This is a genomic window from Stenotrophomonas sp. TWI819 (genome assembly GCF_039673075.1).
Taxonomy (GTDB): Bacteria; Pseudomonadota; Gammaproteobacteria; order Xanthomonadales; family Xanthomonadaceae; genus Stenotrophomonas; species Stenotrophomonas rhizophila_B.
The window spans coordinates 211764-231702 of record NZ_JBDJKY010000005.1 but is presented as its reverse complement, the minus strand read 5'-3'; the positions used below and the strand labels follow the sequence as shown (position 1 = coordinate 231702).

At 64.8% G+C, this 19939-nt stretch carries 13 protein-coding genes; 2 read left to right on the top strand and 11 right to left on the bottom strand.

The genetic code is table 11. The features are described 5' to 3' along the window. The first annotated feature begins 91 nt into the window (after positions 1–91). A complete protein-coding gene (gene zupT, locus ABE463_RS09305; RefSeq protein ID WP_259261542.1) occupies positions 92–901 on the top strand; it encodes a zinc transporter ZupT in 810 nt (269 codons plus the stop codon). Between the two features lie 63 nt (positions 902–964). Here the strand turns inward: zupT and ABE463_RS09300 are convergent, their stop codons facing one another. Continuing rightward, positions 965–1903: an RluA family pseudouridine synthase gene (locus ABE463_RS09300; protein WP_019182886.1), complete on the bottom strand. Its 939-nt coding sequence runs from the start codon at positions 1901–1903 to the stop codon at positions 965–967. Positions 1904–2345: 442 nt separating this feature from the next. Between ABE463_RS09300 and ABE463_RS09295 the strand changes: the two genes are divergently transcribed. Continuing rightward, positions 2346–5765, top strand: coding sequence for an Rne/Rng family ribonuclease (locus ABE463_RS09295; RefSeq protein WP_346467963.1), 3420 nt, complete (start codon positions 2346–2348; stop codon positions 5763–5765). Positions 5766–6044: 279 nt separating this feature from the next. Here the strand turns inward: ABE463_RS09295 and ABE463_RS09290 are convergent, their stop codons facing one another. The 10 genes from ABE463_RS09290 to ABE463_RS09245 form a co-directional block, all read right to left on the bottom strand. After that, on the bottom strand, positions 6045–6917 hold the full coding sequence (locus ABE463_RS09290) for an endonuclease/exonuclease/phosphatase family protein (protein WP_346467962.1): 873 nt from the start codon (positions 6915–6917) through the stop codon (positions 6045–6047). Then, positions 6917–10099 carry a discoidin domain-containing protein gene (locus tag ABE463_RS09285; RefSeq protein ID WP_346467961.1) on the bottom strand — a complete coding sequence of 1061 codons (3183 nt, stop codon included), beginning with the start codon at positions 10097–10099 and terminating at the stop codon, positions 6917–6919. Before ABE463_RS09285 ends, ABE463_RS09290 begins: the two co-directional genes overlap by 1 nt. Then, a complete protein-coding gene (locus tag ABE463_RS09280) occupies positions 10096–10932 on the bottom strand; it encodes a carbohydrate ABC transporter permease (RefSeq protein ID WP_123730759.1) in 837 nt (278 codons plus the stop codon). Before ABE463_RS09280 ends, ABE463_RS09285 begins: the two co-directional genes overlap by 4 nt. Next, on the bottom strand, positions 10929–11810 hold the full coding sequence (locus tag ABE463_RS09275; protein WP_123730758.1) for a sugar ABC transporter permease: 882 nt from the start codon (positions 11808–11810) through the stop codon (positions 10929–10931). The genes ABE463_RS09280 and ABE463_RS09275 overlap by 4 nt, the downstream gene beginning before the upstream one ends. Further along, a complete protein-coding gene (locus ABE463_RS09270) occupies positions 11807–13129 on the bottom strand; it encodes a sugar ABC transporter substrate-binding protein (RefSeq protein ID WP_346468018.1) in 1323 nt (440 codons plus the stop codon). Before ABE463_RS09270 ends, ABE463_RS09275 begins: the two co-directional genes overlap by 4 nt. 27 nt (positions 13130–13156) lie before the next feature. Continuing rightward, complete coding sequence (locus ABE463_RS09265) at positions 13157–14770, bottom strand: glucoamylase family protein (protein ID WP_259261537.1); 1614 nt, start codon at positions 14768–14770, stop codon at positions 13157–13159. Positions 14771–14996: 226 nt separating this feature from the next. Beyond that, on the bottom strand, positions 14997–18056 hold the full coding sequence (locus tag ABE463_RS09260) for a TonB-dependent receptor (RefSeq protein WP_346467960.1): 3060 nt from the start codon (positions 18054–18056) through the stop codon (positions 14997–14999). Positions 18057–18146: 90 nt separating this feature from the next. Then, positions 18147–19184, bottom strand: a complete 1038-nt coding sequence (locus ABE463_RS09255) for a LacI family DNA-binding transcriptional regulator (protein WP_123730754.1) — start codon at positions 19182–19184, stop codon at positions 18147–18149. A gap of 148 nt (positions 19185–19332) precedes the next feature. Next, complete coding sequence (locus ABE463_RS09250) at positions 19333–19602, bottom strand: BolA family protein (RefSeq protein ID WP_121038102.1); 270 nt, start codon at positions 19600–19602, stop codon at positions 19333–19335. Beyond that, positions 19599–19898 carry a YciI family protein gene (locus ABE463_RS09245; RefSeq protein ID WP_019182875.1) on the bottom strand — a complete coding sequence of 100 codons (300 nt, stop codon included), beginning with the start codon at positions 19896–19898 and terminating at the stop codon, positions 19599–19601. Before ABE463_RS09245 ends, ABE463_RS09250 begins: the two co-directional genes overlap by 4 nt. Positions 19899–19939: the final 41 nt, after the last annotated feature.

The following is a 19939-nucleotide window of genomic DNA, read 5'->3' as shown; positions in this document are numbered from 1 at the left end:
AGGTCAGCCGCCGCAAACCTCGTGCTCCCTACTCCGCGCCCCGGTGTTGTTACCCGGGGCGCGCTGCACTTCTACAAGGACGCGTTGGCGGATGCCTGATATTTCTAGTGAAAACGTATGGATCGCCCTGGCGGTCACCCTGGCCGCCGGCCTGGCCACCGCGCTGGGCAGCCTGATGGTGCTGTTCTCGCGCCGGCCCAACCCGCGCCTGCTGGCGTTCGGACTGGCCTTCGCCGGTGGCGCGATGGTCTTCGTCTCGCTGACCGAGATTCTCAACAAGGCGATCGACTCGTTCACCCAGGCTTACGACGCCCGGATGGGCTTTGCCTATGGCACGGCGGCCTTCCTGGTCGGCGTGCTGCTGATCGTGGTGATCGACCATCTGATCCCGAACCCGCACGAAAGCCTGGACAAACAGGATCCGCTGTTCCGCGACAACAACAAGGCCTACATCAAGCGGGTCGGCCTGCTGACGGCGGTGGCGATCACCGCGCACAACTTCCCCGAGGGCCTGGCCACGTTCTTCGCCACACTGGAAAGCCCGTCGGTGGGCATGCCGCTGGCCTTCGCCATCGCCATCCACAACATCCCTGAGGGCATCGCGATCGCGGTCCCGGTGTATTTCGCCACGCAGAACAAGTTCTATGCGTTCGGCGCCAGCCTGCTGTCCGGCCTGGCCGAACCGATCGGCGCGGCAATCGGGTATGTGGCCCTGTCCGGGGTGCTCAACCACGCCACCTTCGGCTGGGTATTCGGCATCATTTCCGGGGTGATGGTGTTCCTGGCCCTGGACGAACTGCTGCCGGCAGCCAAGCGCTACGCCAAGGGCCACGAGACCGTGTACGGTCTGGTGGCCGGCATGGGCAGCCTGGCGATCAGCCTGGTGTTGTTCAAATGGTGACGGTGCAGAGCCGGCCAGCGGCCGGCACTACCCTCCGTTCGGCACGGCCTTATCTGCCGGCGCTCACTTCAACCGGTTCAACACCTCAACCAGCTCCTCGGCCAGCGGTGCATTGATCAGGTACGGCGTCTTGCCCGCATCCAGCGCGAACTCCAGCGAGGCCGCGTGCAGGAACAGTCGTTTCAGGCCGATCTGCTCACGAAGCCGCTTGTTGACGTCAGGATCGCCGTATTTGTCGTCACCGGCCACCGGATGACCCAGATGCTGGGCATGCACGCGGATCTGGTGGGTGCGGCCGGTCTCGATGCGCACTTCGCAGTACGAATGGCCGCCCTTGCGCTCCAGCACCTTGAAGTGGCTGATCGACTCCTTGCCGATCGGATTGACCTGCACATGCCGCTCCCCACCCTGGCGCAGACCCACGTGCAGCGGGGCATCCACGGTCATGGTGCCATCGGGCATCCGGCCGGCCAGCAGGGTCAGGTAGCGCTTGCGGATGCCGGCGCCGTGGTCTTCCCGCAGCAGCGCCTGCAGCTCGCTCAGCGCCGAGCGCTTCTTGGCCACGATCAGCAGGCCCGAGGTATCCCGGTCCAGCCGATGCACCAGCTCCAGGGTCTTGCCCGGGCGCAGGGCGCGCAGCGTTTCGATCGCGCCAAAGCTGATGCCGCTGCCGCCGTGGCTGGCCACGCCCGACGGCTTATTCAGCGCCAGCAGCCGATCGTCTTCGAACACGATGGCATCTTCCAGCCGTTTCATGAACGCAGCGGGCGGGCCGGCTTTGTCGCCCTCCTCGTTGAGGCGGACCGGCGGGACCCGGACTTCGTCGCCGCCTTCGAGCTTGCGCTCGGCCTTGGCGCGGCCGCCGTTGACGCGGACCTGGCCACTGCGGACGAGCTTGTAGATCAGGCTGCGCGGTGCACCCTTGAGCTGGCCGAGCAGGAAGTTGTCCAGGCGTTGCCCGGCACGGTCGGCCGGGACAGTGATGATACGTACGCTGGTCATGGCTTCAGCGGCTTTGGGGGTGGGCTCGGTAACGGTCATTGGCCTTTTATTCTGTTACACTCGGCGGGCGAGATAAGGGATTGATTTCGTTGGAAGTTGCTCTGGGCCAGAAGCCCGACTTCCCGCGATTCCGGCACAGTGCGCAGCCACCGCCCCCGGGGCGGCCATGTTAGCGGCTCACCGGCGGTCCCGGCCATCGCCGGATGTCTGACACGCATTCGCGCTGAACATGTCCCTGTGGCGCTCCAGCCTGGCTGAAAGCTGCCTCCGGCCCCGTAACACCCAAACCAAAACAAATGAAGCGCTCCCGCGGCCTGCCGTGGTGTTGTAGCGCTGGAAACCCAAACCGCCCTCCCCGCGCATGCGCGATGGGCGGTGAAGCGTGACCAGAAGCGAAACCCCATGGCGTTCCGCGCGGTAGCAGCGCGCGAGGAACGCAAGAATGAAGCGAATGCTGATCAATGCCACGCAGGCTGAAGAGCTGCGGGTAGCCATCGTGGATGGCCAGACGCTGTACGACATCGACATCGAACAGCCGTCCAAGGAACAGAAAAAGTCGAACATCTACAAGGGTCGCATCACGCGCCTTGAGCCTTCACTGGAAGCGGCCTTCGTCGAATACGGCGGTGAGCGCCATGGCTTCCTGCCGCTGAAGGAAATCTCCCGCGATTACTTCCAGGCTGGCGTCGACCACAACAAGGCCGGCATCCGCGAGCTGCTGCGTGAGGGCCAGGAAGTCGTGGTCCAGGTGGACAAGGAAGAGCGCGGCAACAAGGGCGCGGCCCTGACCACGTTCATCTCGCTGGCCGGCCGCTACATGGTCCTGATGCCGAACTCGCCGAGCGCCGGTGGCGTCTCGCGTCGCATCGAGGGCGAAGACCGCGCCGCGCTGAAAGAAGCGCTGGACAAGCTGAACATCCCCGACGACATGGGCGTGATCATCCGCACCGCCGGCGTCGGCCGCGATGCCGAAGAGCTGCAGTGGGATCTGGATTACCTGCTGCAGGTCTGGAAGTCGATCGCCGAAGCGGCGCTGACCAAGCCGGCCTCGTTCCTGATCTACCAGGAATCGCGCCTGATCGTGCGCGCCCTGCGTGACTACCTGCGCGCCGATGTCGGCGAGATCCTGGTGGACACCGAAGAGCTGTACGAGACCGCCCAGGAGTTCATGCAGCAGGTGATGCCGCAGACCCTGCGCAAGCTCAAGCATTACAAGGACGACATCCCGCTGTTCAACCGCTTCCAGATCGAATCGCAGATCGAAGGCGCGTATGAACGCAACGTCCGCCTGCCGTCGGGCGGCTCGATCGTAGTCGACCAGACCGAAGCGCTGACCGCCATCGACGTGAACTCCTCGCGCGCCACCAAGGGCAGCGACATCGAGGACACCGCCTTCCAGACCAACCTGGAAGCGGCTGAAGAAGTGGCCCGCCAGCTGCGCCTGCGCGATCTGGGTGGCCTGGTGGTCATCGATTTCATCGACATGGCCTCCAACAAGCACCAGCGCGAAGTCGAGAACCGTCTGCAGAACGCACTCAAGTACGACCGTGCGCGCGTGCAGCTGGGTCGCATCTCGCGCTTCGGCCTGATGGAAATGAGCCGCCAGCGCCTGCGTCCGAGCCTGGGTGAATCGAGCCAGATCGTCTGCCCGCGTTGCGACGGCCATGGCCGCATGCGCAGCGTCGAGTCGCTGTCGCTCTCCATCATCCGCGTGGCTGAAGAGCATGCGATGAAGGAGAACACCGGGCAGGTGCTGGTCCAGGCCCCGGTCGAGATCGCCAATTACCTGCTCAACGAAAAGCGCAGCGCGCTGCGCGAGATCGAACAGCGCCATGACGCGCCGATCGTGATCGTCGCCGACGAGCAGCTGCACACCCCGCATTACGAAGTGACCCGCCTGCGTGAGAACGAGCTGGGCGAAGAAAGCGGCAAGCCGAGCTACCAGCGCGGTACCCCGCGCAAGCTGCCGGTGCATGCACTGACCAAGGCCCAGCTGAACATCCCGGTCGCCCCGGTGGTGACCCAGGTCAAGCACAGCCAGCCGGCCCCGGTGCGCGAAGCGCCGGAACCGGAAGCCGCACCGGCGCCGGTCGCCGCCCCCGTGGCCGCCCCGGCGGCAACCGGCGTGGTGGGTTGGCTCAAGCGCATCTTCGGTGGCGAACCGGCCCCGGCCGCCGCACCGCAGCCGAGCAACCGCTCGGGCCAGGACGGCAACCGCAACGGTCGCAACAAGGATCGCAACGGCAAGGACCGCCACGGTCGCCGCGATGAGCGTGGCGAACGTGGTGGCAACGGCAATGCGCAGGCGCAGGGCCGTGGCAAGGACCGTGGTGAGCGTGGCGAACGCGGCCCGAAGGGCGAGCGTCGCGACGAGCGCCGCCAGGACAGCGCCGCACCGGCCAATGGCAATGCGGCACAGGTGCAGGCACCCGCCCAGGGCAAGCCGCGCAACGAGCAGCAGCCGGCCAAGCCGCGCAATGAACCGCGCAATGACCAGCAGCAGCCGAAGCTGAAGCAGAAGCAGGGCCAGAATGGCCAGGCCAAGCCGCAGCAGAACGACGGCGACAAGCCGGCCGTGAGCGAGAAGCCCGCGCGCCAGCCACAGGCCGATGCACCGAAGCCGACCACCGCTGCACCGGTCGCTGCCGACGCCGCCGTGATCGCTACGGCGGCCGTGGTCGCCACCGATGCCGTCGCGCCGGCCGCCCACGTCCAGGAAACGGCCAAGGCCGCCCCGGCCGAGGATGCACAGCTGAGCGATACCGACGCCACCGAACAGGGTGATGCGCCGGCCAATGCCGAAGACGGTACCGGTGAAGGCGCCTCGCGCCGTCGTCGCGGTCGTCGCGGCGGCCGTCGTCGTCGTCGTGGCAATGGCGAGCAGGCTGCCGGCGGCGATGGCATGAACGGTGATGACAACGGTCTGGATGACGATGGCGACGATCAGGACGGCGATCAGGACGGCGGCAACGCTGCCCCGGCAGAGCGTCAGGTGGCCAACAACGGTCAGCCGCAGCCGGAGTTCGAGTTCGACGACGAATCCGGCAACGCGCCGGCCGCTGCCCCCGCACCGGTCCAGGCCCCGCGCCCGGCCCCGGTGGCGGCAGTTGCTGCCGCCGCTCCGGTCGCCGTGGTCAGCAGCCCGGTCGTGACCGCTGGTCATGCCGAGCCGACCCCGGCCCCGGTGGCTGCACCGGTGGCCGAGAAGGCCGCTGCCCCGGCCGTCGAGCCGATCGCTGAGAAGGCCCCGGCCTCCTATAACGACCCGGTGCCGTTCGTGGAAAGCCCGAGGCCGGCTCCGGCCCCGGTCGCTGCTCCGGTGGCTCCGGCTCCGGTTGCTGCTCCGGTAGCTCCGGCTCCGGTTGCTGCTCCGGTAGCTCCGGCTCCGGTAGCTGCTCCGGTAGCTCCGGCTCCGGTCGCTGCTCCGGTGGCTCCGGCTCCGGTAGCTGCTCCGGCGGCTCCGGCTCCGGTAGCTGCTCCGGCGGCGACCGCCCCGGCTCCGGTGGCTGCTCCGACGGCTCCGGCTCCGGTAGCTGCTCCGGCGGCCCCGGTCGTTGAGACCGCCCCGCAGGAAGTGAAGGAGCCGACCGTCGCACCGGTGCAGACCAGCATGCTGGATGCCGTCGATGCGACCCAGGCCCCGGCACAGCCGGCCGCCCCGCAGGCCCGCACCGAATCGGCCCCGGCCGGCCCGGTCGTGCACAACGGTCAGCTGTTCGGTTCGGCCGCCAGCGAAACCCCGGCGGCGACCAACGCTGCCGAACAGGCCGCGCAGGCCGAAGCCCGCGAGGACATCCCGACCGATGCCCCGCAGGCCGAGGAAGGCGACAAGGCCGACCAGGAAAAGAAAGACACGCCCTGATCCTGAGTGAGTGACGCAACAAACAGACAGCGGCCTTCGGGCCGCTGTCTGCGTTTGGGGGGGGCTGGATGGCGCAGGCAGCGGCGTGCGTCAGGCGGTCATGAGGGCGGCGCTGGGCGCATCCACGCATGGCGTGGATCTATACAGGCCATCGGATGCAACAAGGGTAGACCCACGCCACGCGTGGATCCTGCACGGGATACTTCAAAGGTAGATCCACGCCATGCGTGGATGCGGCCATTCGCGCGCTACGCCGTCACCGACGACGCGGCACATGCTTCAGGGCGTCGTCGCGCCGGCGTTCCCGGTGGCCGGCGCGAACTGCAGCCGGGTCCACACGCCGTAATGATCCGAAGCCCAGCGGCCGTCGGCGTACGGCTGGTCGAACAGGATCTTCGCCTCACGGGCAAGCAGTCGATCCTGCTGGAAGAAGATGTGGTCGATGCGCGAGGGTGCCTCGTAGTAATGCCGGTTCAGCGTACTGACCTGGGCCAGCTCGTTGTTGACGTGCACGCTGCCATAGCTGTCGCCGTAGTGATTGCGCAGCTCGCTCAGGTCCCCGGCGTCCACCAGCGCGTTGAAGTCACCCGCCACCACCACCGGCGCATCCGCCGCGGTCTGGGCAATGAACGTCAACAGATCTGCCACCTGCTCACTGCGAATGCGGCTGCCGGCCTCGTCCGAGCGCTCGTTCAAGTGCGTGGCATAGACATTGACCGGGCGACCGTCCACATCGATGCGCAGATGCGCCACGGTGCGGTAGTCGCCCAGCGGCGCCAGCAGATGGTCATTGCGCGACAGCACCGGCCGGCGGGTCAGCAGGGCGTTGCCATAGCGCTTGAAGCGGCCCGGCGGATCGGTGGAGACGAACTGATAGTCGTAGCCCAGCTTGCGCGCCAGCCATGCGGCCTGGTTGCGCACGTGCGGCTTCTGGATCACTTCCTGCAGGGCGATGGCATCGGGCTTGAGTGCCTGCAGCTCGCGCAGGATCACCTGCCGGCGGGTCGGCCAGTCTTCGCGGTCGTGGTGCAGGTTGAAGGTGACCATGGTCATCTCCTGCCCTGCCCCATCGCCCTGCGCCAGCGCCACCAGCGGCGCCAACGCCAGCACGGCGGCCAGCAGTCCGCGCATCATCTTCGTCATCTGCCGCATTACGGTGCCTTGCGTTCCGCCCGGCGTACCGACGCCGGAATCTCGATCTCGACCTTGGCCGGCACCTGCATCACGCGCAGTTCGCCGCCCACCCATTCCGCCGGCTCACCATTGATGGTGGTGGCGCCCGGCTCACCGCTGTACGGCCACGGCAGCACCACGCCACCGGCCGGCGGCACCAGGCCGGCCGACACGGTCAGGGTGAGCTGTTTGTCGTTGCGGATCAGCGCGTAGTTGAGCTGCCCGTTCGGGGTGCGCAGGCCCCGCACGCCAACACCCTTGCCTTCCAGCCAGCGCGACGGCACGCCGGCGGCCAGCACCAGGCTGTCATCGATGTCGCGGCTGTAGGCGAACATGTCCAATGCCGAACGCACGAAGTCCGAGGCCACCCACGCGTGCGGCAGGTCACCCAGGAAGAACGGTTTGCGCGGCGTGCGCGAGACCACTTCGGCCCACTGGTTCCACGGCTGCGGTGCACGGTCCTTGAAGAAGAACTCGGTCGCCTGCCAGGCGCGGTCGCGCCAGCCCAGGCGCACGAAGGCGGCCACGTTGCGCCACTCGTACGGGGTGTAGTCCTTCCACTCACGCTTGCCATCGCGGCGCGCTTCGAATTCGCTCCAGTAGCGCTCGAAGGTGTTGTTCAAGTAGGGCTGCGGCAGCCGCCCCTGCTCACCGGCCGGCGCCAGTGCGATGGTGGTCGAGGTCGCGTCGAAATCGCCCAGCTCGGCCGAACCGGGCAGGTAGTCGATCTTGTGCTGCGCGGTCGCCGCCAGCAGCGACGCCTGCAGGTCGTCACGGAACTGATCGCGCGACGCACTGATCTGCATCGCTTCGGCCTTGCCGAGCGTGCTGGCGATGATCGCCGCGTCCTTGTAGCCGCGCAGCGCCCAGAAGTTGTCCCAGTACGAATGCATCGGCTTGGCCGAATAGCCTTCGTGGCTGATCGAGACCGGCATCATCCCGTAGAACGCGGGGTTGCGCGCACGGTTTTCTTCGGTGCGTTCGCTCAGACGCAGCTGCTCCATGTACTGGTAAGCGCCCTGCACGTGCGGCCACATCACCTCCAGGAAGGTGGTGTCACCGGTGTAGCGCCAGTACTCGGCGATGTTGAAGATCAGCTCGCCATGGCTGTCGTTCTCCGGCACCGGGTCACTGCCGCGCGAATCCACGCAGCACGGCACCTTGCCATTGTCGAACTGATACGGCGCATACCAGTTCACGTACTGGCGCACCGCGTCGCTGCGACCCATGCGCAGCAGGCCTTCGGAAATCATTGCGCCATCGCGGATCCAGCTGCGCGAATACGAACGCGTGCCCGGCTGCAGGCTGGGGCCGATGCGCGAGATCAGCATGTGCGCCAGCGAGGTGCGCAGCGTATCGGCCAGCGGCTTGCCGGCCGCGGGGACCTGCAGTGTCACCTGGTCCAGCTTGGTCCGCCACATCGAGGCGACCTGCTGTTGTGCCTTGGCTGCATCGAAGGCCTTGGGCATCACCCAGTTGCCGGTCTGCGGCAGCACGATGGCCACCTCGCGGCTCTGGCCGGGCTCCAGCTTCCAGCGGTACAGCAGCGCGCCCGACGCCAGGCCGGTGACATCCTTGACCTCGGTGGTCGCCGGCAGCTTGCCGCTGGCCAGGTGCACCACGTCGAGCTTGCTGTCGAACGCGGTAGCGAACGCCACGTCCGGTGCCTGCGCCGGGTACAGCCGCGGCGTGCCGTTGACGTCGACATGGGTCGGGTCGAAGGACAGGTTGTTGATCGGGCTGACGCCGCCGACGGTATTGAGGAACTGGGTCGGCGGGTTCACCTGCCATGGGCGCACGGCCAGGGCGAGGGTGTACTCGTGGGCAACTTTGTCCGGGTTGCGCAGCGTGTAACGACCGACCAGCTGCGCGTTGTCCGGCGTGCCCTGCACGAAGCCGGTCACCTGCAGGCCAGCCTTGTCGTGGCTCCAACCGACGTTGGCGATCGGCAGGTAATCGTCCTGCAGCGATTGGCTGGCCTTGACGTCGGCCCAGCTCAGCAGCTTGTTGTCGACCAGCACGAACGGCTCCACGCTGAAGCTGGACTTGGCCACTTCCAGTGCACCGTCTTCGCCAATCAGCGCCTGCTCGCGGCCGCCATCCAGTCCGAGCAGCGTCCAGTACGGCTGCTCACCGGTGAAGCCGCGGGGCACCGAACCGCGTGGCAGATCGGCACCGACCGAACGGACGAAATCATTCGGGGTCGCAGCGAAGTCGAGCGGTTTGAGCGTGATGTCACGGATACCGTAGCGCCAGCTCGGGCCGCCCTTGAGGTCGAAGCGCAGGTAGCGCGCCTCCGTATCCGGCAGCGCCAGCCAGTCGCGGGCACCCCCACCGGCGGTCACCTCGCGCACCGTGTTCCAGGTGCGGCCGTCGGCCGAGGAACGTACCACGTAACGCGTGGCCTCCAGCCCGGGCAGCCATTCGATCACCGCACCGCCAAACTCGCGCACCTTGTGCAGGTCCAGGCTGATCGTCTGCTCGGCCACGCCGCCACTGATCCAGACCGTATCCGGTTTGCCATCGACGATGCGGTTCTGCAGCGCGGTGGCGGTATCGGCAATCACCGACGGGCTCAGCGAGGAGGTGTCAGCGGCGGGCAGCCCCTGCAGCGTGAGCCGGTCGAAACAGACCGTGCCCTTGCCGCCGACCTTGCTGTAGATCGTGAATTCCACCGCGGCGCTGCGCTTGAGCGTTTTGTCGGTCTCCGGACCCCAGGCCTTGTCGATCTGGCGCTTGCGGTACTGCACGGGCGTCCAGGCCTTGGGGAAGGCATAACCGGGGCGGTTGACCCACCACACGTTGTCGCCGCTGGCATCGATCAGCTTGAACTGCAGATCGTTGCCCGGGGAATCGCCGCGCAGCTGGAAGCCGAACTGGTAATTCTCCGGGTACTGGATGCCCAGCTCGCGGCGGATGCCGACATAGCCGGACACGTTGTGGAAGTCGTAATCCACACACAGCGCGCGGCCACCGCCACTACCGGCCACGCTGCGCAGCGAGCCGCTGACCTGATCGGAGACGACCAGCTTCCACGGGGTCATGTCATCGAAGCTGTCCAGCACCTTGGGTGCGGGCAACACCGGCGTCGCCGGCGGTGCGGCTGAGGCCGCCAGTGACCAGACCAGACCCAGACCCACCGCGACGACGGCATGCTTCACCCTTTGACACTCCCCAGCAACAGACCTTGGATGTAATAACGCTGCAATGCCAGGAACAGCAGCAGCACCGGAACTACCGTGACCACCGCGCCGGCCATCATCATTTCAACGTCCATGATGTGCTCGCGCGAGAGCGTGGCCAGGGCCACCGGGAGAGTGTAGTGCTCCTGATCGGTCAACACGATCAAGGGCCACATGAAATCGTTCCAGGCGGCCATGAAGGTGAAGATCGACAGGGTCACCAGCACCGGCTTGAGCATCGGCAACACGATCTGGAAAAAGATCCGCAGCTCCCCTGCCCCGTCGATGCGGGCCGCTTCCAGCAGCTCGTCCGGGATCGAGCGGGCGTACTGGCGGACCAGGAAGATGCCGAACACCGTCGCCAGCGCCGGCACGATCACGCCACCAAAGTTGTTGACCAGGCCCAGCTGCTTCATCAGCAGGAACAGCGGCAGCATCGCCACCTGCGCCGGGATCACCAGCGCAGCCAGCAGCAGTTGGAAGATGCGCTCGCGCCCAGCGAAGCGCAGCTTGGCGAAGGCATAGCCGGCCATGGTGTTGAGCAGCAGCGAGCCGAAGGTGATCGCCAGCGACACCATCAGGCTGTTGACGAAGTTGTTGGCCATGCCGGTGCGCGCGAACAACTCATGGTAGTTCGCGGTGGTCAGCGAGGACGGCAGCAGCGGCGGCGGGAAATGCGCCGCTTCGCCGGTCGGCATGAACGACACCGACAGCATCCACAACAGCGGCGCCAGGCTCAGGACCGCCAGCACCACCAGGCCACCATTGACCCACCAGGCATGCCAGCGCGATTGACCGATTTCACGACTCATACCAACTGCCTCTTGCGGCCGAAACGCAGCATGATGCTGGTCACGCCCAGGATGATCAGGAACAGCAGGAACGCCACCGCGGAGGCACGCCCCAGGTTCCACCACTTGAAGCCTTCTTCAAACATGAAATACAGCACGCTGACGGTGCTCTGCAGTGGGTCGCCACGCGTCATCACGTAAGGCTCTGCAAACAGCTGGAAATAGCCGGACACCGTGATCACACCGACCACCAGCAGCACCGGGCCGAGCATCGGCAGGGTGATGTGCAGGAACTGCTTCCAGCGCGAGGCACCATCGATACGCGCAGCCTCGTACAGGTCATGCGGAATCGCCTGCAGGCCGGCCAGGAAGATCACCATGTTGTAGCCGAAGTTCTTCCACACCGCGAACAGCATGATGGTCGGCATCGCCCAGTTCGGGTCGCCCAGCCAGTCGATCGGGCTGATGCCCAGATGGCCCAGGCCATAGTTCACCAGGCCGTAGCTGGTATGGAACAGGTAACGCCAGATCACCGCCACCGCGACCAGCGTGGTCACCACCGGGGCGAACAGCGCGGTACGGAACAACGCTTTGAAACGGGCGGCCGGTGCATTGAGCAGGATCGCCGCACCCAACGACACCGCGATCGACAGCGGCACACCGACGATCACGAAGTACGTGGTGTTCCACAGCGACTTCCAGAACATCGGGGTCTGCAGCAGATCGATGTAGTTGCCCAGGCCGACGAAGCGCAGGTTGTCACCGTCGGCCAGTGCGTACAGGTCGAAATCGGTGATGCTCAGCGCCAGCGCCGAGAACACGGGCAAGCCGAAGAACACGGCGATGACCAGAATGGCCGGACCGGCGAACATCCAGCCGGCAAGCGAACGCTGCTTCATGGTGCCGCCTCCGTAGCCACCGCACTGGAGTGCGCCCTGTCGCTCGCCCCGGAGGATTCCTGCCGGTGCTGCTCATGCATCCAGCGGCGTTTGGCGAGGACCTTGTCCACGCGTTCGTCCAGCTCTTTCACTGCTTGATCCTGGTCCAGGCCACCACGCACCACCTGTTCGGTGGTGATCCGCATTTCCTGGGCGATCCGCTCCCACTCCAGCACCTTCGGGGTCGGCTTGACCCGCTCGAGCTGGTCGCGGAACGGCTGCGCCAATGGGTCGTTGGCCAGCGAAGGATATTCCCAGGTGCTGCGACGCGGCGGCAGGTCGCCGATGATCGAATGGAAGCGCTCCTGGATCGCCGGGCGCGACAGGAATTCGATCAGCTTCCACGAGGCTTCTTTCTGCTTCGAATCACGGAAGATCACCAGGCTGGTCCCGCCGGCGATGCCCGCACCCGGGCCATCCGGACCCGGCAGCGCGGCGGTGCCCCACTGCCCTTCCAGCGCCTTGGGCTGCAGCTTCTTGAACTCGCGGATGTTCCAGGGTCCGGAGACGTAGAACACGTTGAAGCCACGGAAGAACTCGTCCCAGACGTTGGAGATCTGCGTCTCGGACATGCGCGGGGCCCAGCCCTGCGCGAACATGTTCTCGTAGAAGCCCAGCGTCCTGCGGAAACCCGGGCTGCTGAAATTGCCACGGGTGTCTTCATCGCGCAGCAGCGGATCGGGCTGCTGCAGCGCGAAGGACAGCTGCTGCTCGAACTCGTTGATCGGCATCAGGACCGCGTAGCGGTTCGGGCCCTGCATCGTCTTGATCGCCGCCATCATCTCGTTCCACTCGGCCCAGGTACGCGGCGGGTGGTCGTAGCCGGCCTTGGCGAGCAGGTCCTTGCGGTAATACAGCAGGCGCGTATCCACGTACCACGGCACCCCGACCAGTTCGTCGTGGATGACGTTGGTGTCCCAGATGCCCTGGAAGTAGTCGGCCGGGTCCACGACCTTGGACTGCGCCACGTAGGGCTGCAGCGGGGTTAGGGTGTTGAGTTCGGCGAACTCGGGGATCCAGGTATTGCCCAGCTGGCACACGTCCGGCAGCCCTTCGGCGGCGAACGCGGTCAGCAGCTTTTCATGCGCGGCCGTCCACGGAATGTTCTGGACATCGACATGGATGCCGGGATTTTCCGCCTCGAACTCGCGCACCAGGCCGGTGACGACTTCGGCCTCGCGGCCCATCGCCCAGAAACGCACGGTGACTCCTTCCGGCTCTTTCCGGCAGGCACTCAACAACAGGCTGCCGGCAATCAGCAGCAACAGACTCAACCCCAGCTTCGGGCGCGACGACAATGGCACTGCTTACTTCCCCTGCTGCTGGTTGCGGTTCGAATTGGAATTGTTCTTCTGTTCCTGGGCGGCCGCCGCGCGCGATTCGGCGATGCCGACCGAGCGGGCCGAGGCCGCCTTTTCATCTTTCTGCAGTTCCATCGGCTGATCCTCACCTTCCGGCGTCAGCCAGCCACCGGTGAAGCCGGCGCGTTCCAGGCCCTTGCGGATATGCGGATTCTTCTTCATCACGTCCCAGACGAAGTCGTTCCGGTAGTTGGCGATCATGGTCAGGATCGGGCCCTGGTCGATACCGATGTAATCGCTGGCGACCCAGCCGCGATCCGGCACCAGGCGCCCGGTCTTGATCGGGATGTCGTAGTTGAAACTCGGGTTGAACGAGTCCAGGAAACCGTAGCTGGAATAGATGTAATCACCATAGCGCTTGTGCATTTCCACCGCGGCCGGAATGACTTCTTCCGGTGCGAACACGATCGAGGAGATCGCCGCGGTCGGCGCGATGGTGCCGTCATCGAAGTTCTCGCGCAGGCCGGCGCCGCGCGAGGAGTAATGGCGGAACTGGCGCTGCTCGCCACGGTATTCCTGGGTGGTGTTCTGCGGGCCGTCGCTGGCGGTCAGGCCCCACACGTTCTGGCCGTAATCCTTCCAGTTCATCGGGTTGGCGATCGCGTACTCACGCTGCGCCAGGGCGGCCGAACGGCTGTTGAGGAAGTAGGTGCTGCCCCGCTCGCGCATGTAGGCATCCTGGATGTCGCGGAAGTCCACCCACACATGCGTGTACTGGTGGCCGAACAGCGGCCCGAAGGACAGGTATTCCTGGCCCTGGTAGACGCCCCAGTCGTTGTCGTAGGTACGCGTCCACACCGTCCAGGCGTCCGGGCTGACCGGGTGGGTCGGCGAGCCGAGCGCGAGGATGTAGACCATCATCGCTTCGTTGTAGCCCATCCAGTCATGGTCGATGAAGCCGCTCTCCGGGAACCAGCCCATCGAGATCAGCGGCGCGCGCTGCTGCAGCCACGGCCAGTCCACGCGCTTGTAGAGCGTATCGGCGATCTCGCGGATCTCTTTTTCGCGCGCGTCGTCACCGTCGTAATAGGACTGCGCGAACAGCACGCCCATCATCAACAGCGCGGTATCCACGCTGGACAGTTCCACCCAGCTGTCGTAACGACGGCCTTCCTGCATGTCCAGGAAGTGGTAGTAGAAGCCTTTGTAACCGCCCTTGCCGGTGCGCTGCGGGCCCATTGGCAGGTCGCGGAAGAACTTCAGCGTCAGCAGGGTGCGGTCGATCGCCTGGTTGCGGCTGACCCAGCCGTTCTCGATGCCGATCGGATAGGCGGTCAGCGCATAGCCCACCGAGGCGATGCTGGCGAACGGACGCGACGGGTAACGGTCCGGGCTGAGCCCGTTCACTTCGTTGGTGGTATCCCAGAAGAACTGGAAGGTGCGGCGCTCGATATCGTCAAACAGCGGCGGCAGCTCCGGCTTCATCGGCCGCGGCGGCACGTCCGCCTCGACCAGGATCACGGGCGGCTTGGGCTTGGCCGGCTCCTGCTGGGCCTGCGGCTGGCAGGCAACGGCGACGAGACTGATCGTCGCAGCGGTCAACAGGTGGCGTGCCTGCATGGGCCAACTCCTTGTGCGTTGTTCGTGACTGGGAAGCATAACGTCCAATGACCTGAAATCGTTTACAGAACGCGTCCTAAAAAAACCACGCAGGCGTGGTCCAAAGCCGCGGTCATTGCCCAGGCCGCTGCCACCCTCCGTGGCACCGGCCTGGACAATGGACTGGCCCGAAGGCCAGCCATTGCCGTGAAACCGGCCCCGTCCGAAGACGGGGCCGTGTGCTGCATCAGAAGCGGAAGCCGACTTCGGCCTTCACCTGGCGCGGCGTACCAATCACCTCACCGGTCTCGTTGTAGCTGGCCAGCAGCTTGCCATTGGACTTGGTGTAGTTCAGCTGCGAGAAGTTGTCGAAGTTGAAGACGTTGATGATGTCGATTCGCGCATACAGCTCGGTATTGCCCGCCATCTTGAATGTCTTCGTCGCCTGCAGGTCGACCGAACGGTAACCGAAGATCTTGCCGCCCAAGAGGAACTTGCCGTTGCCATCCGGCGTTGCTGCGGCAGGCGTCGGCAGCGCATTTCCGCTCGCCAGTGTCACCGGGTACCAGTCGTTGCCCGCAGTCGGGGTCGCCAAGGTCAACTTGCCGCCGAAGCTGATGCCCCAGATACCGTCATACGAACCGGTCACCACCAAACGATGGCGCGGCGCACCGTCGGACTTGATGTACGGATAATCGCCGATGACGCCCCGATCAAACGCGTAATGCTCGTTGATGTTTCGATTATGGCGGGCGGTCGTCCAGGTATAGGCGACCGAGGTTCCCCAGCCGCTTTCCTTGCTGTACGGCTTCTGCGCCGACAGCAGCACCTGGGTAGCACGCGTCTTGATGCCCTGCTGACCGATGATCAGGCTACCAAAGCCCGGGACATTACAGCTAAACGGCTGACCAAACCCAGGCTTATTAGCACCACACAATTGGGGGTTGTTGAAGAAGCTTCCGTCCCTATATCGATTACCCAACGTGAAGGCAAAGCCATCGTAGGTCAACGTGCGTGCAATGGTCGCATCAGTGAGCCAATCGCCAATCTGGTTGGACATGCCGATGCTGAGCTGATCCGCATACGGCGCCTTGAGATTATTGTTGAGCAGGTCGACCTCCAGGCCGGCATTGCTGCCGGTGCCCAGCAGGCGCTGCAGCATGTCGATACCGTTGAGCAAGTTCGGATTCCACGCGTAGCAAGCTGGCTGACCATCCAGGCACTGGCTGTCAGCAGGATTCTGGAAATAGATGGTTGGCTGGGGCAGTGCCAGCTTGGTGGTTTCCAGCTGCAGGTAATCAAACAGGTCGCGATCATACGAACGACCCACACCGCCATGAATGACATGCTGCTCATCGGCATTGATGTCATAGGAGAAGCCCACACGCGGCTGCCATGCATCCTTGAATGCCTTACGGTTCTTACCGGTGCTGATGTAGTCGTTGACATTCAACCCGCTCAAAGCAAGCGTCTGCGCGTAGCTCTGCCCAGGGCCAGCATGTGGGTCTTCGCTGAAGAGCGCGGCGACCACTTCAGGCGGCGTCACGAAGTCCAGATACAGAGGATTCTTCTCATAGTCCCAACGCAGGCCTAGGTTCAGCTGCAGGTGATCATTGACCTGCCAATCATCCTGAATAAACAGACCGATCTGCTTGACCTTGGAGCGCACCTCCGAGGACACACCCGTTACGCCGGAGATCGGCTTAGTGAACTGGGCCTTGTAGGGCGTGGTCGACGGGAAATCATCGTCGTCGATCGTGTAGTAGAACTGAGGATTGATCTGCTGGGCATCCGACGCGTACAAGTCAATTTCCTTGTACTTCGCACCCATCTTCACCGTATGGTCGCCTGCCCACTGCAGCCCATCGAACGTCAGATTGTCTTCAATGGACCAGCCTTTCTGGCCCTTGACCTGCGAATCCAGTGCAGAGGCGGCACCAATCTGCACCAGCGTCCTTTCATCGGTGCCGTCTGGAGCGGTGTATACAAAGCCATTGCCGAACATCAAGGGCGATGGGCGATTGAATGAATCTTCGTGGGTGACCATCACCTCGTTGTAGAAGCGATCGCTACTGTGGTTCCAGCGCAGCGCATAGCGACGGTCAGTGTTACTCACCAGACGACCATGCGAAGGCGCAGTAGTGCCACTGAACTGCTCCTGGGTCTCATCGCGATCCTGGAAAGTCAGTTCAATGCGGTCGTTATCAGTCGGTTCGACATCGATCTTGGCAAAAATCAAATCCTGCTCGAACTGCTGGCTGGCCGGGCCCAGGCCAGCCGCCGCGTCAGCTGGCAAGAAACCCACTCGATCGGCCACCGATCCTTCCGGAGCAATGGTGACGGGCAACTCAAAACGCTTGGCTTCGTAGGTGACGAAGAAATGCGCCTTGTCCTGGATGATCGGCCCACCCAGCGCGAAGCCATACTCCTTTTCAGCCGAGTCGAACTTGGTCTGATTGGGTTGGCGCTCGGCCGGCGTCTTGGCGCGCATATCCTGATTGGTGTAACGGTAGAAGGTTTCACCCTTGAACTCGTTGGTACCGGACTTGGTGGCCGCGGTCACGGCCGCGCTCGACACCTGGCCGTACTCGGCCTTGTAGTTGCCGCTGATGACCTTGTACTCGCCGATCGCCAGCTGCGGGAACGGGTTGCCGGCGCTGCCGGACTGGCCGGCCACGCCGCCGCCCTTGACGTAGCTCTTCTGGCCCACGCCGTCGATGTAGACGTTGGTGCCATCGGAGTTGGTGGCACCGCCACGCAGGGAGGTGTTGCCCTTGGCATCACGGGTGAAGATCAGGCCCGGCACCGCGTCGGCGAATTCCAGGAAGTTGCGCGACACCTGCGGGGTGGTCTGGATCTGCTGCAGGCTGACGGTCTTGCCCACTTCGGAGGTACGCACTTCCTGCAGCAGGGTCGGCGCAACCACGTTGACCGTGTCCAGGTTGGTGGCGTTGGCGGTGCTGCCGTTGGCCGGCGCGCCGCTGAAGTTCAGGGTCGCGGCCGAGGCCACGGTGACCGTCACCTTCTGGGTCTGGCCATTGGCCACGACGTCGTAGGTGCCCGGGTCCAGGCCCATCAGCGAGTAGCTGCCGTCGGCACGGGTGGTGGCGCGGCGCACGGTGCCGCTGGCCACGTTGGTCGCGGTGACCTCGGTGCCGGCGGCGGTATCGGCGACCTGGCCGCGCAGCGACGAGGTGGCCGACTGCGCCATGACGCTCGGGGCGGCGCCCAGCATCAGGCAGGTGACCAGCGCGCTGGCCAACAGGCTGCGTGCGGGTGCGCGATTGCGGTGATTGGAATACGTCATGTAACTCTCCGGGTGGTGGTGGCCGTCTTTGCGGCCCCTGTCGTTTTATGTACTGCGTTGTTTTAAGGCGTCATGACCAACGGTCGTGACCTACGGCTCGTTTCTGGGCTTGCTTGAATCACGCACGATCAGGGTCGGCACGAGCGTCTGCTTGTCACCCTCCCCTTCCGTGTTCTTGCCATCCATCAACTGCAACAGGCGCGTCGCGGCCTTATCGCCGAGGTCGGCGATACTCACCTGCATCGTTGTCAACGATGGGTGAACGAAACGTGCCAGCGGAATGTCATCGAAACCCGCCAAGGCGACATCGGTCGGCACACGGACACCTGCCTGCGCGAACGCATACAGACACCCCAGCGCCATCATGTCGTTGGCGGCGAACACCGCATCGGGCAGCGTGCCGGCTGCCAGCAACTCCTGTCCGGCGCGATGGCCGGAAGCTTCGTCAAAGTCACCGGGCAACTCGATACCTTGGGCAGCATCGCCGAAGGCCGCCAGCGCATCGCGGAAACCGCGCAGGCGCTCACGGGCGTCGTAGTTGAGATCCGGACCGGAAATGAAGGCGATGCGCCGATGCCCGACGTCCAGCAGGTGGCGGGTCATGGTCATCGCACCGGCATGGTCATCGATGCTCAGCACCGGATGATCCTGCTCGGGCAGATAGGTATTGATCAGCACCGTGGGCAACGACTGCGGCAGGTTGTCGGTGAGGAAACCCGGGCTCTCGGCGTATGGCGAGAGCACCAGCAACCCATCGACACGACCGCGCATCGCACGCAGGGCCGCGCCCTGCTGCTCCTGGTCACCGTGGTAACTGGACACGAGCAGATGCTGGCGACGCTCGCGGGCGACCCCATCGATGCCGCGCATCAGTTCGGAGAAGAATTCGCCATAGAGATCGGGCAACACCACGCCAATGGTGTTGGTCCGTCGGCTGCTCAGGCTCCTGGCCGCTGCGTGCGGGGTGTAGCGCAGACGCGCCGCCACCTCCAGCACCAGCTTGCGCACGGGCTCGGCAACATTTTCATGGCCATTGAGTGCGCGCGAGACCGTGGCAACAGAGACACGGGCTTCACGGGCGACATCTTTGATAGTGATCGCTGCCTTGTTCACTTCGCCGCCCTCCACGGCTTAGAGATCTGGGCTTGGCGCGGAATGTAAGCGTTTTCAAACCCGGATGTAAACACTACGTTAGCCTCCTGTCGTACGGCGGTAACCAAAAGCTGTCCATCGGCGACCCGTGCGGGACTGGCCAGGACAAGGCGGGACAAGGGTCTCAGCGGTTTTTGACCGGTGTCTCAGCGCGAATGGACAACGCGTGGATATCGGTCTCCATCATCGTGCCCAGGGCCGCATAGACGGCCCGATGGCGCGCCAGCGGGAGCTTTCCTTCAAAGGCTGCGCTGACCACGTGCACCTTGAAGTGCCCCCGGCCGTCACGCGCGCCCTCATGCCCGGCGTGGCGGTGGCTGTCGTCCTTGACCTCCAGCAGCTCCGGATCCAGCGCCTGCTGCAGTGCCTGGCGGATGCGCTCGACCCGGTTCATGGCAGGACCTTGCGGAACGGACGCACCTGGACGCGCACGTAGACGCCCGCCTCTACATAAGGATCGGCGGCGGCCCAGTCCTGGGCGTGGGTCAGCGAATCGAACGCGGCGATCACCACGCTGCCGCTGAAGCCGGCCGGGCCGGGATCTTCACTGTCGATGGCCGGGCACGGGCCGGCCAGCAGCAGCCGCCCTTCGTCCTGCAGGGCCTGCAGCCGGGCCAGATGGGCTGGGCGCGACGCCAGACGGGCGGCCAGCACATCGGTGCCGTCATAGCCTTCAATCACATACCACACGGGCAACTCCGAGGTCTTGTTGAATCAATCCCGGGCATTCT